The organism is Streptomyces sp. NPDC002790, from assembly GCF_040295505.1.
Lineage (GTDB): Bacteria > Actinomycetota > Actinomycetes > Streptomycetales > Streptomycetaceae > Streptomyces.
Genome location: NZ_JBEOVM010000155.1, coordinates 1 through 11,778, shown reverse-complemented (window position 1 = coordinate 11,778; position 11,778 = coordinate 1). Strand labels below are relative to the sequence as shown.

The window sequence follows — 11,778 nt, the reverse complement described above, 5'->3', positions numbered from 1 at the left end:
TCGCGTGGTGGGGGTGGTGTGTTTTTCTGGGGGGGGCGGTGGTGTCGGTGGTGGGGGTTGCTCCCATGGGGGGGGCTGGGGTCGGGAGCGCGGTGGGAGCGGCGACCCCTTGGCCGGCGGCCGGGGTATGGGGGCATGCGAAATCTTGACCCCAGTTCCGATTCGCTTCGTCGGTTATGCCGGTTTTTTGCGGACGCCGTTGCGGGATTCATGGAGAGGTTGAACGCGGGTGGGAGCGGTTCGCGGACGGTGGGGGATGCCGGGAGCGACCCGATGCGGGTCGCAGATGTGGGCGGCCGCTCGTAGCGGCTGTGCGCAGCTGATGGAAGTTGGGCGCGGAGTTGTCGGCTGCGGGGCGGGCTGAATGGGCTGAAGTGGCGACTCACCCATACCTCCGCTGTACGTGAGCGCATAACCACGACGCCAGTTAGCCACCGCAGCCGGAACCCAGAACATGGGGCAGGTCAAGATGCCACCCGATCGTGCAGCAGACCCCCCTCAGCCTGCGCTACGCCCGCGCCACCGTCACCTCCATCGGCAAACTCCTCGCCCTGATCTGCGCGGCCGCCGTCATCGAAGGACACCTCACCACCAACCCCATCCACCTCCCACGCCGCCGCGGCCGCGAACGCGACCACCACACCGAAGACCAGATGTGGGCCACCGAACACGAAGTCATCGCCCTCGCCCGCCGCATCACCCACCTCGCCGGCCCCACCCAAGGTCTCCTCATCATCACCGCCGCCTACACCGGCCTGCGATGGGGCGAACTCGCCGCCCTCCAACGAACCGCCCACGACCACCAAGCCGCCACCCTCACCGTCCACCGCACGTCCGGCAACCTCCTGGAAGTCGACGGCCGCCACTCCTACGGACCCCCGAAAACCGGCGCCTCCGTCCGCACCGTCACCCTCCCGCCCTTCCTCAACACCCTCCTCATCCAAGACCAGACCCGCCACACCCACGCCACGCTCTTCACCAGCCGCAAGGGCAACAACCTGCGCCGCTCCACCTTCTCCCGCCGCCTCTGGGCCCCCGCCACCCGCGGCACCACCCTCCCCGACACCACCACCTGGCCCCCGCTCAAGCCCGGCCTGACGTTCCACAATCTCCGCCACACCCACAAGACCTGGCTCATCGAAGACAACATCCCCGACGTCGCCCAGGCCCGCCGCCTGGGCCACCCCCTCAAAGGAATCGACGACGTCCACGCCCACGTCGCCAACACCGTCGACGCCCGCCTCCTCAACGGACTCGAAGCACGCTGGAACCGGTCCCTCACCCACCACGCCCTGCCAGAAACCGCCGCTGAGAGTGGCCACCGGTGACGACGGCTCCCACTCTTCGCTCCAGCTGGGGGAGTGCCCTTCCCGGGGGTCTTGAACACCTCCAGCTTCTTTCACGACGCGCTCGCACAGCACCTTGACCGTTTCGGTTCCGTCGGCCGTGTGTCGACTCCAGTAGTCGCGTCAGGTCGGACGGGGGGGGCAAGGCCATCGCGTTCTCCTCGGTTGAACTGCCCGTTCATCAGGGAGACTTGCGCGATGGTCTGCCCCTTGCTCAGGGAGCACTCGCCCACAGCGGGTGCACGGCCCGAGCAGATTTCCGCGCGTTCCACACCGCAGACTGGCTACGCCGCTCGGCGGGGCAGCATCCTGCGGCGGGCAGACGTGTGCCCGTGCCCGGCCCGGAAGCGTGTCGGCGAGGCTTCCCGGAGGCCCTGACGTCAGGGCGCGGTGACGGCCTGTCCAGTCACCTCTGCAGTGAAGGCCGTCCGCCCGAGCTGGACGGCGTTGATGGCCACCCGCATCTGGTCGGGGGCTGTAGCGGTGAGGGTGGATGCCTCTACGCGGCATTCGCTGTCGAACTCGACGAAGCGGTCGAACCTGATGTCCATGGCCGTCGGGTATGCCGTGCACAGAGGGTGGGCGGCCTGGGCCGCTTGACGGGTGGCCTCGAGAAGGAGTGCGCCGGGGGCGTGGTCGACCGGGTGGTCAAAGAGGATGGGGTGGCTCAGGTCTGCGCGCAGAGGCCAGCTGAGCGCGTCGGCCGAGGCTCCGAGGACGACGTCCTGGGGAAGTTGGCGCCCCGTGGCCCAGGGAAAAAGTGGTGGGGGCGGGGTGAGGGCCTGGGCGAGGGCGTACTCGAGGTCGCCGTAGGCCCCGCGCAGTCTGCGGTAGACGGCGGGGGAGTGGCAGTGGAATCGCGTGGTGGCCGAGCCCAGTGGGAGCCCGTCTCGAAGGATCTCGAAGTCCATTGTCATGGAAGCTGGCGTTGACCCGCGCACCTTGAGCTCGGAGCAGGTGACGCGGAGTTCGATCTCGGTGGGGGCCGTGCCGATGCTCATGAAGGCAGGGATCACGGTGTAGCTGAAGCGCTCCCAGGTCAGTTTGTGGCCGAAGGGCAGGTCATAGGCGGCGTGTGAGAGCAGTGGCAGTGCCTGTCTGACGGTCTCGCACAGCAGCAGAGGATCGTGAAGTTCGGAGGGGGCCGTGTAGAAGCTGTGGCGGCGGGGCCATTGGGCGCCGACGGTGAACGTGTCCTGGCCGACCCGGTCCCAGCCGGTGAGGAAGACTTCGGAGAAGGCTCTTCGGTGGACATACTCCCTGGCTATGGGCGTGGTGAGTTGCTGCGGCAGAGCGGTCAGCGTGCGGCGGTCAGCGACATCCATGAGTTCTCTCCCCTGGAACGATGAATGATGTACGACCTGAGGCGGCGCCCGGTCGTGCCAATAAAATAAATGCTATTCTTTTTCTTTGTCGAGGGAGGGTCCGAAGGCTGGACACTGCGGCGCGGTCGAGGTGCAGCACTGGCCGCTGCTCGACAGCTGCGCCACAACGCGGGTTACCGTAAGGGGAGTTGGGAATGGTCAGGCCCAAGCAGGATCGAGCCGTGCGCACCAAGGAGACGGTGCTGCGCGCCGCTGCTGAAGTCTTCGACGAGCAGGGCTTCGGTGCGAGCATCGTCAAGATCGCCGAACGGGCCGGTACCACCACCGGCGCCATCTACTTCCACTTCCAATCCAAGGAAGGCCTGCTGCAAGCTGTGATCAACGCGCAGCCGGAGACAATCCGGCCGCGGCTCGAGTCGTCTGGCGTGCAGCAGTTGGTGGACATTACTCTCGTCTGGTGCTGGCAGATCCAGGTCGACCCGCTGCTGCGGGCCGGGGTCCGTCTTGCCGTGGAGCAGGGCGCCTTCGGTCTGCAGGACGACACGTCCTTCCGGGACTGGCAGCGCATCATGGAGGAATGCCTTCTCCAGGCCCGTGATGCGGGGGAGTTGCTTGAGCATGCGGTTCCCGAGGAGATCGCAGAGATCGTCGTCAGCACCTGCACCGGCGGACAGATCCATTCGCATCTCGCGAGCGGGCGTGCGGACCTCCCCCAGCGGGTGGTCCGCATGTGGCGCTACCTGCTGCCCAGCATCGCCAAGCCGGATGTCGTGCAGCGCGTTGACCTGAACCCGCAGCGGGGGCAGGTGTCGTGACCGGCGTGTCCCCAAGCCGACTTCCCCTCTGCATTGCGGTGACCGGCGCGACCGGGACGGTGGGAAGGGAAACCGTTGCCCGCCTGGCCCCGATCTGCCACGTGCGGTCCCTGACCAGGGACCCGATACGCGCTGCGCAGCGTGGCACCGCAGGGAAACTCGTCGCCGCCGACTGTGCTGTCCCGCAAACCCTTGTCGAGGCCCTGCGTGGTGCAGATGCTCTCTTCGCGATCACCAGCGACCCGCTGCAGCCCGACCATGACAGGAACCTCCTCGCCGCGGCGCGGGAAGCGGGAGTCCCCCGGGTGGTCAAGCTGTCGGCTATGGCCGTCACCGACCCCCGGGCTCAGGACCTCATCACCCGCAGGCAACGTGAGAGCGAAGAGCTGGTCCGGTCCGCCGGCCTCGACTGGACACTGTTGCGGCCCCGGGCCTACATGACCAACACCTTGAGCTGGGCCGCGACGATCAAGTCACACGGCGTCGTCCGTGCGCTGTACGGCACCTCGCCCAACGCGTGCATCGATCCACGCGACATCGCCCGCGCTGCTGCGCACGTGCTCACTACGCCAGGGCACCACCAGCAGGCCTACTCGTTCAGCGGGCCGCATGCCATGTCCGCCCTCGACCAGACTCGTTGCCTGTCCCAAGTCCTGGACCGCCGCATCGACTTCGAGGAACTTACAGAGGAACAGGCATTCTCCGCATGGTGCAAGCGCTACAACGCACCGATGGCGAACGCCCTTCTGGACAGCGCGCGGCGGCAAGCGGCCGGAGCCAAGGAGCGGGTCACCGCCAGTGTCGAGCAGCTCACCGGACAGGCGCCGGCAAGTTATGCCCAGTGGGCGCGGGACCACTCCGCCGCGTTTGCCTGATTTCTCCAGACCCTACTTCCGCACCGCATGTGCCACCACTGCACCACGAGCAGGAGAGAACGTTGCTGAACGGCAAGGTAGTCATGATCACAGGAGCGTCCAGCGGTATCGGCGCGGCCGCTGCTCGCCTGTACGCAGAGGAGGGAGCTGCCGTGCTGCTCATGGCCCGCCGTGAAGGCAGGCTCCGCGCCCTGCAGCAGGAGATTCAGGAAGCAGGAGGCCGCGCGGAGATATGTCCAGGAGACGTGACCGTGGCTCGAGACGTGCAGCAGGCTGTCGAGCGGGCCCTCAAGAAGTTCGGTCATCTGGACACAGCCTTTAACAACGCCGGATGGGCTGTAGCCGGCAAGCCGCTCCACGAACTCGAGGACGAGCACTTTGACACGATCATGGACGTGAACGTGCGAGGAGTGTGGAACTGTCTGCGTCAGCAGGTGCCTGCCATGCTGGCTAGCAGTTGCGGCGGCTCCGTGGTGAACACCTCGAGTACGGCAGGGGTGTTGGCGACCGGAGCAGCGGCCCCTTATGTGGCGGCCAAGCACGCGGTGCTCGGCCTGACCAAGGCGGCTGCCCTCGAGTACGGGGAGCAGGGGATCCGAGTCAATGCTCTGCTGGTGGGGAATACGCGCACGGAACTCATGGATGAGGTCCTGGAGAGAACGCCGGCGTTGGAAGACAGCTTCACGGCACGGCCAATCCAGAAGCGCATGGCACATCCGCGTGAAGTGGCACAGGCCGCTGTCTGGCTTTCCAGCGACCGATCTTCGTTCGTCACCGGTTCAGCCATGGCCGTCGACGGCGGATGGACCGCCATCTGAGACCTGAATCTGCCTCGGCGGTGTCTCGCAGGTGAGGGCCAACGACTCGTGCATGCTGGACTCCGACAGGCCTTGGCCGCAGGGGTGACCTGCGGCCGCTACTCACCGGCTGATGGCCCCCGGTCCAGGTGTAGTTCGATCCGCCCTGCAACCCCGGGCATAGCGATACTCGGCAGCAGATAGCGCCACAGCCGAACTACTCGGACAGTCAAGTCCTCGTGCTGGCTGCTTAGCTTCGAGTGCAGCTGGCTGCCCGTGCACGCGCCGACCACCAGCTCGGCAATCTCTGCAGGGTCGACGTGCTCCTGGAGCTCGCCGCAGGCCCGCGCCTCGCGCAGACACTCCTCCATGATCGTCTGCCACTCGTGGAACGACGTATCGTCCTGGAGCCCGAAAGCGCCCTGTTCCACGGCCATACGCACACCAGCCCGCAGCATCGGGTCGGTGCGCAGCTGTTGGCACCACACCAGAGTGATGTCAACGAGCCGTTGCAGACCGGCGGCGTTGAGCTGCGACACGATCGTCTGCGGCTGGGCATTCATGATCGCGCTCATCAGGCCTTCTTTGGCCCGGAAATGGAAGTAGATCGAGCCGGTTGTGGTGCCCGCACGCTCGGCGATCTTCGCGATGCCTGCATTGCCGAAGCCTTGCTCATTCACGACCTCCGCAGCGGCACGCAGGATGGCCTGCTTGGTGCGGACCGCCCGATCCTGTTTGGGACTGGGCATACCTGACCTTCGCTTCCCGCGCCGTGGCGCTCGTTCCGGGAGAACTCTTCCGTCCCATGGACGCCCCACCTTGCTTGTGCGGATTGGTGGCCCCGGGGCGTATCGCGGTTCGTGCCTGATGGGACAAAGAAAAAGAGTACAACTTATTTTCTGGAGTCCCTGGCACAGTGGCAGTGCCGTGGCGAGTTCTCGCCACATTCGTCTGGTTCCCGCCGGGCAGGAGTGACGCCCGCCCTGGCCCGACGTTTGCGGCGGGAGCGGGGCCGGACTCTGTGCACTCAGGCGATGCTCGGCCCGGCAGGGTTCAAAGACTCCTGTCGGTCGTCACATGCCGTTAGCGTAGGCAGGACCAACTGCCAGGCCAGGGTGAGGCGTTGGCGAGCTGTTGATGCCGTAGGTGTTCGGCCTCGACGTGCTTCGGGCGGCGCCATCAGGGCGGGACCCGGGACGAGGTAGGTCATCAGTCCTGTGACATGTTCGGCGCGAAAACAGGGGCGTAGCCACCCTGTGTGATCCGCCTGCTCTGCGAGGCGCCGGACGTGGGGAAGCCACTGCGCGTACCAGTCGTAGGGTCCGTTCCTGGCCGGGGCTTCCCAACTGGCTTGCTGTCCGAGCCGGTAGGCGGCCAGGGGTGGACCGTCACGGGCGAGCAGTGACACCAGCCGATGGCTGAGGTCGATGAGCTCCTGGAGGGGGCCGGCCTTCTTGCCTTCCAGGTCCCTGGAAGCCTCGACCGCAGATGCCGTCACACGGCACCCCTCGCGCAATACGTCCTGTACCAGCTCCGCCTTGCTTGAGAAGTGGAACGTCAGGGCGCCGAGGCTGACGTCGGCGCGGGCCGCGATGCGGGCCAGCGACGCACCTGCGTATCCATGTCGGGCGAACTCGGCGGCGGCCGCCCGCAGGACGGTCTCCCGGGTGCGGGCGGCCCGCGGCTGTTGCCGCATCGAACGCTCCTTCACTCCGCCTAGCGTGCGGACGAGGAGGCCAGTTCGCCACCCTTGCCCCAGTGGGAAGGTTCGACCTCACGCAAGATCACGGTGACCGCTTCGGGCGGGCAGTGGGCGCCTTCGGCCACCGCCTGAGTAACGCGTTCAACGGTGCGGGCGCGGTCGTTCTCCGAGCGGCCGGTCCACCAGTCGACGGTGACAACGGGCATGAGTCCTCCTTGGGTTGATGCTGCAGGACAGTCTCCCACAACATAAAAGGTGTTATGTTTTTTGTTATGGTGGAGTGCATGCCCGCTTGGCTCTAATGGTTCGCGGGCGTGGACAGACGTGTGCCCGTCCCGGCCGTGTGCCGCAGAGGCACCTGAGGCAGGGAGGGGAGCGTGGGTTACCGAATGAAGACGGTGGAGGGACGAGACGCCCGGCTCGACGCTGTAGAGGCCGCGCTCGTTCAAATCCGGCACTTGGTCGGGGATCAGTTGGATGGTCGCGGTCGGCCTTTGCGGCAGGCCGTGGTGCATGGTGAAGGTGCCCGCACGCAGGACTGCCGCATGGGGTCCCTTCCGCCTGCAAGGCCACGGAGTCTGGCGCCCAGTGCCGGGAGAGGTGCCCCCAGTGGTGGTTGGGTCGTGCGGCATGCTCGCCGTGAAGTCCGGCTGACATTCGCCCCCGGGTCCGGCTTGGGTCGACTCGGTGAGGCCGAGGGGTGGTATCGGGACCTCGCCAGAGCCGGTGTTTTGGTGCGATCGCTGTACCCGCAGGATGCGGCGTCCCCCTTGGAGCTGGACGCCCACATGAAGCGCGCGCGGACGGCAGGAGCACAGTGCCGCGTCGTGCCGGTGGGAATGGCGTTCGCGGCGGTGGTCGACCGGGAAGCCGTCTACCTGGCCTCCGGCGGCGGCCGGGGACAGGTGTTTCGAACCCCAGCTGCCGCGGAAGTGCTGATCGAGGTATTCGATCACCTGTGGAGTTCGGCCAAGCGTGTCGGGGTCGAAGGTGCCGCGGGCGGACTCCGGCACGGTCTTTCCGCCCAGCAGGTCTGTGCGCTGCAGCTGATGAGTTCCGGGATGAAGGACGACAAGGTCGCCCGCATGATGAGAATCTCCCCGCGCACGCTGAGCCGGCTGGTAGCAGGGGCGATGGAGCTCCTGGGGGCGGCCAGCCGCTTCGAGGCCGGCGTCAAGGCTCAAGGGATGGGCCTTCTGGACTGAGGGCGGCGTCCGATCTCTGGCGCACCGAGCCAGCCCACGGCATCCCGCAGGTCCCTGCGCAGAAGCCACACGAGGCTTGCCAGTTCGGTGCGGCTCTTGTGGCCGTAGAACGCGTGATCGGCTGCCTCAAGCGTGCGCAGTATCCGGGAAAGGTTGAGCGTTTCACCTGCCGATGCGGCTTCGGTACTTCCTTCTGTTCCCTTTTCCTTCATGGTCTTTTCCTCCCTGCCTCGCCTGGGAAGTGGATCTCGAGTTGGTCCGTGGTGAATTTCCTTGTCGTGGAATGAAACCACGCGCCGAAGGGGATCTGGGGGTTTATGGCGGGTACTCGTCGGGGCCTTGACCGTTTCCCTCTCGTTTGCACATAAGTGCAGGTGGGGTGGCGTGGTTGTGCTTCGCTGCGGCGAAAACTCGCCAGGCGAATTGCCGCCACCGCTTCGGAGTGGCGAAGACTCGTCAGGCGAATTGTCGCCACCGAAAGAACTGGATTTCTCGCCTGGTGCGCTGCAGGATCAATTCCGTTCCGCTCGCATGAATCAATCCGTTGGAGGCGAGAAGTGCATTACCTGGTTGATGTCGGTGAAGAAGTGGCCGACGCACTAGCCGACGGCAGGCCCGTAGTCGCCCTGGAATCCACCGCCATTGCCCATGGCATGGCCTACCCGGGCAACGTGGAGACTGCCACCGCCATCGAGAAGGCCGTCCGCGACAGCGGCGCCGTACCGGCCACGATCGGGCTCGCCCGCGGGCGGTTCGTCGTCGGCATGGACGAGCGGCTCATCGAAGAGTTCGCGTCCAGCGACTCCGTACCCAAGGTCAGCAGCCGGGACATCGGCCCAGTACTGGCCGGGGGCGGTCTCGGCGCCACGACCGTCGCATCCACCCTGGTCGCCGCTGACCTGGCAGGCATCCGTGTGTTCTCAACCGCCGGCATCGGAGGTGTGCACCGCGGCGCGGGCGACACCTTCGACATCTCGGCCGACCTCGTGCAGTTCACCCGCAGCAAGGTCGCGGTGGTCTGCGCCGGCGCAAAGAGCGTGCTCGACCTGGGCCTGACCTTGGAGTACCTCGAGACCCTCGGCGTACCTGTAATGGGCTACCAGTGCGACGACTTCCCGGCGTTCTACTGCCGTTCCTCGGGATTCGCCAACCCGCAGCGCGTCGACGACCTGGGCACCATCGCCGCGGCGATCCACGGGCATTGGGCCGCCGGCCTCCCGGGCGGTGCTCTCGTCACGCACCCCATCGCCGAGGCCGATGCGCTCGATGGCGAGCAGATGGAGCAGGTCATCAGTACGGCACTTACGCAGGCCGACGCGGACGGAGTGCGGGGCCCGGCCATCACTCCGTACCTCATGAAGGCCGTCTCCCGGGCGACCGCAGGTAAGAGTTCGGCCGCCAACCGCGCAGTGCTCATCAGTACGGCGTCGCTCGCCGGTGAACTGGCCGTCGCCCACGCCCGCTTGGTCGAACGGGAGGCAGGGAAGTGACGCGGGCCGTCATCTTCGACTTGGACGGCACCTTGGCCGACACCCCGACGGCCATCGCCGGCCTCCTGACTCGGGTCGTTGGCGAGCAGGGGGTAGCTGTCACGCCTGAACAGGTGGCACCGACGATCGGCAAGCCGCTCGGGCCCTCGATCGCCAGCCTGATCGGCTGTCTGGTAGAGGACAGGGCCACGGCCGACGCTGTCGCCCGCTACCGGGATCTGTTCGACACCGAGGTGCTCTCCCGCGGTTCGGAGCTGCTGTACCCGGGGGTCGCGGAAGGCCTGCAGAGCCTCCAGGAACAGGGCTTTGGACTTGCCGTCGCGACATCCAAGATCTCCGCCAGCGCGGAGAAGCTGTTCGCGGCCACCGGAATCCGCTCCTTCTTTGGCCCGGTCATCGGCAACGACATGGTCGAACAGGGCAAGCCCGCTCCAGATATGGGGCTGCTGGCCGCTCGCGAGCTCGGCATGCTGCCCGAGCGCTGCACGTACGTCGGCGACACCGTCACCGACATGCAGATGGCGGCGGCAGCCGGCATGACGCCGCTCGCCGTCACCTACGGAGTCGGCTCCAGGCATGAACTCCTCGCCCACAGCACGCGGTGCTGCGACAGCTTCGCCGGGGTGCTCGCCGCCCTGAAGGCCTGACGGCCATCACCGCGAAGGCCTCAAGTCCCAGCGGCCAACCTCCATGGCCGCCCCACCCGTCCGTCCCCGCAAGGACATGGAAATGACCACAGAAACACACGACCTGGCATCCAGCGATCAGCCCGAACCGACCGGCTCATCGCATACCCCCACACCGCCGTCAGAGGACTCCGCGTCGGCGAAGATGACCCCTAAGCAGATCTGGGCGCTCGCCGTCCTGAGCTGCGGCCTGTTCCTGGCCACTCTCGACTTCTCCATCGTCTACGTGGCGCTGCCGAGCATCGGCACCGACCTCGGCCTCGCCGAGAGTTCCTTGCAGTGGGTCGTCAGCGGCTATGCGATCTTCTTTGCCGGGTTCCTCCTCAGCGGTGGCCGGATCGGTGACCGCTTCGGCGCCGGCAGGGTGTTCCTCGGCGCAACCGCGCTGTTCGGCATCAGCTCCCTCGCGGCCGCGCTCACGGACGACTTCACCACGCTCATCATTGCTCGGGCGCTGCAGGGCATCGGTGCGGGCCTGCTCGACCCGTCCACGCTCGGACTGATCCAGCAGATCTTCCCGGTCGGACCCAAGCGCAACCGCGCCATGACGGTGTGGGGCGCGGTCGGCGCCGTCGGCCTGGTGGGCGGCGTGCTCCTCGGCGGACTGCTCACCGCGATCTCCTGGCAGTGGGTGTTCCTCGTGAACGTCCCGTTCGTAGTCCTGGTGATCGTGCTCGGCGCCTTCCTGCTCCCCAAGCGGCCGCGGACCGAAGACTCGGCCACCCCTCTCAACGTGCTCAGTGCCGTCTTCGGTACCGGCGCGATCCTCCTGCTCGTACTCGGCCTCACTCGGGTCGGTGACGTCGGCATCGGCGCACCCTCCACCTTGATCGGGCTCGGAGGCTTCGTGGTCCTCGGTGCCGCCTGGGTGCTGCGCGAACGCACCAGCCGACACCCGCTGATCGCACGGCAATTGTGGAAGACCCGCTCCCTGATGACCGCCTGCCTCGTGGACGCGTGCTACGTCCTCAGCATCGGCGTGGAGTTCTTCCTCGTGACGATGTTCCTGCAGAACGAGCACGGCTTCAGCCCGCTCAACGCGGGTCTCGCCTTCCTGCCGCTCACCGTCACCGTCATCGTCGGCAACATCATCACGGACAAGTCCATCGCCCGCTGGGGCCCCCGCCCGATGGTGGCCACCGGCCTCGTCATCGCGGGCATCGGCCTGGCTCTGCTCGCCCTCGGAGTGCACCAGGGCAGCTTTGCCCTCGGCCTGCTGCCCGGCCTGCTGCTCTCCGGCGTGGGCAACGGCATCGCCTTCCCCGCTCTGTTCATCTCCGCCACATCGGAGATCCCCGCTGAGAACCAGGGAGTGGGCGCAGCCCTGCTGACCACCACTCAGTACGTGTTCTCCGCCGCCGGCCTCGCGGTCCTCGTCCTGATCCTGGGCGCTTCCCCGGACACCGGCAGCTACCAGACGACCTTCACCTTCTCGGCCGTCATGGCTCTGCTCGGCGCAGTCGTAGCTGCCGTCGGCATGCGCAAGCGCACCGCCGACCAGGCGGCCTGAGGCTCAGCGCACCCCCCTCCCGGCGCC

At 66.8% G+C, this 11,778-nt stretch carries 13 protein-coding genes; 8 read left to right on the top strand and 5 right to left on the bottom strand.

Translation table 11 applies throughout. The features are described 5' to 3' along the window. Positions 1-482: 482 nt before the first annotated feature. A complete protein-coding gene (locus ABT004_RS34015) occupies positions 483-1,328 on the top strand; it encodes a tyrosine-type recombinase/integrase (protein WP_351344868.1) in 846 nt (281 codons plus the stop codon). A gap of 398 nt (positions 1,329-1,726) precedes the next feature. Here the strand turns inward: ABT004_RS34015 and ABT004_RS34010 are convergent, their stop codons facing one another. After that, positions 1,727-2,671 (bottom strand): ScbA/BarX family gamma-butyrolactone biosynthesis protein, encoded by a 945-nt coding sequence (locus ABT004_RS34010; protein WP_351344865.1) that lies wholly within the window; start codon positions 2,669-2,671, stop codon positions 1,727-1,729. A gap of 221 nt (positions 2,672-2,892) precedes the next feature. Here ABT004_RS34010 and ABT004_RS34005 point away from each other — a divergent pair, with 221 nt between their 5' ends. From ABT004_RS34005 to ABT004_RS33995, 3 genes are all read left to right on the top strand, one after another. Next, on the top strand, positions 2,893-3,486 hold the full coding sequence (locus tag ABT004_RS34005) for a ScbR family autoregulator-binding transcription factor (protein ID WP_451190207.1): 594 nt from the start codon (positions 2,893-2,895) through the stop codon (positions 3,484-3,486). Then, positions 3,483-4,361 carry an NAD(P)H-binding protein gene (locus tag ABT004_RS34000; protein ID WP_351344859.1) on the top strand — a complete coding sequence of 293 codons (879 nt, stop codon included), beginning with the start codon at positions 3,483-3,485 and terminating at the stop codon, positions 4,359-4,361. Before ABT004_RS34005 ends, ABT004_RS34000 begins: the two co-directional genes overlap by 4 nt. Positions 4,362-4,423: 62 nt before the next feature. After that, positions 4,424-5,179 carry an SDR family NAD(P)-dependent oxidoreductase gene (locus ABT004_RS33995; RefSeq protein WP_351344856.1) on the top strand — a complete coding sequence of 252 codons (756 nt, stop codon included), beginning with the start codon at positions 4,424-4,426 and terminating at the stop codon, positions 5,177-5,179. 98 nt (positions 5,180-5,277) lie between these two features. Here the strand turns inward: ABT004_RS33995 and ABT004_RS33990 are convergent, their stop codons facing one another. From ABT004_RS33990 to ABT004_RS33980, 3 genes are all read right to left on the bottom strand, one after another. Further along, complete coding sequence (locus ABT004_RS33990) at positions 5,278-5,907, bottom strand: ScbR family autoregulator-binding transcription factor (RefSeq protein ID WP_351344853.1); 630 nt, start codon at positions 5,905-5,907, stop codon at positions 5,278-5,280. Positions 5,908-6,185: 278 nt separating this feature from the next. Next, positions 6,186-6,854 (bottom strand): TetR family transcriptional regulator, encoded by a 669-nt coding sequence (locus ABT004_RS33985; RefSeq protein WP_351344850.1) that lies wholly within the window; start codon positions 6,852-6,854, stop codon positions 6,186-6,188. A 20-nt stretch (positions 6,855-6,874) separates the two neighbouring features. Beyond that, a complete protein-coding gene (locus tag ABT004_RS33980; protein WP_351344847.1) occupies positions 6,875-7,066 on the bottom strand; it encodes a tautomerase family protein in 192 nt (63 codons plus the stop codon). A 564-nt stretch (positions 7,067-7,630) separates the two neighbouring features. Here ABT004_RS33980 and ABT004_RS33975 point away from each other — a divergent pair. Next, entirely contained in the window at positions 7,631-8,065 is a 435-nt protein-coding gene (locus ABT004_RS33975) for a helix-turn-helix transcriptional regulator (protein WP_351344844.1), read from the top strand. On the opposite strand, the gene ABT004_RS33970 is transcribed toward ABT004_RS33975, so the two are convergent. Next, positions 8,041-8,277, bottom strand: a complete 237-nt coding sequence (locus ABT004_RS33970) for a hypothetical protein (protein WP_351344841.1) — start codon at positions 8,275-8,277, stop codon at positions 8,041-8,043. The genes ABT004_RS33975 and ABT004_RS33970 overlap by 25 nt on opposite strands. A gap of 375 nt (positions 8,278-8,652) precedes the next feature. Between ABT004_RS33970 and ABT004_RS33965 the strand changes: the two genes are divergently transcribed. From ABT004_RS33965 to ABT004_RS33955, 3 genes are all read left to right on the top strand, one after another. Beyond that, the gene (locus tag ABT004_RS33965) at positions 8,653-9,555 is read left to right on the top strand and encodes a pseudouridine-5'-phosphate glycosidase (RefSeq protein WP_351344838.1); all 903 of its coding nucleotides are present in this window, start codon (positions 8,653-8,655) and stop codon (positions 9,553-9,555) included. Beyond that, entirely contained in the window at positions 9,552-10,202 is a 651-nt protein-coding gene (locus ABT004_RS33960) for an HAD family hydrolase (protein WP_351344835.1), read from the top strand. The genes ABT004_RS33965 and ABT004_RS33960 overlap by 4 nt, the downstream gene beginning before the upstream one ends. Before the next feature lie 82 nt (positions 10,203-10,284). Then, positions 10,285-11,751, top strand: a complete 1,467-nt coding sequence (locus tag ABT004_RS33955) for an MFS transporter (protein WP_351344832.1) — start codon at positions 10,285-10,287, stop codon at positions 11,749-11,751. Positions 11,752-11,778: the final 27 nt, after the last annotated feature.

What these genes read in the sequence shown, in the direction of transcription:
- ABT004_RS33990 (WP_351344853.1), bottom strand. Translation starts at nt 5,907, where the DNA reads ATGCCCAGTCCCAAACAGGATCGGGCGGTCCGCACCAAGCAGGCCATC.
- ABT004_RS33985 (WP_351344850.1), bottom strand. Translation starts at nt 6,854, where the DNA reads ATGCGGCAACAGCCGCGGGCCGCCCGCACCCGGGAGACCGTCCTGCGG.
- ABT004_RS34010 (WP_351344865.1), bottom strand. Translation starts at nt 2,671, where the DNA reads ATGGATGTCGCTGACCGCCGCACGCTGACCGCTCTGCCGCAGCAACTC.
- ABT004_RS33955 (WP_351344832.1), top strand. Translation starts at nt 10,285, where the DNA reads ATGACCACAGAAACACACGACCTGGCATCCAGCGATCAGCCCGAACCG.
- ABT004_RS33970 (WP_351344841.1), bottom strand. Translation starts at nt 8,277, where the DNA reads ATGAAGGAAAAGGGAACAGAAGGAAGTACCGAAGCCGCATCGGCAGGT.
- ABT004_RS33980 (WP_351344847.1), bottom strand. Translation starts at nt 7,066, where the DNA reads ATGCCCGTTGTCACCGTCGACTGGTGGACCGGCCGCTCGGAGAACGAC.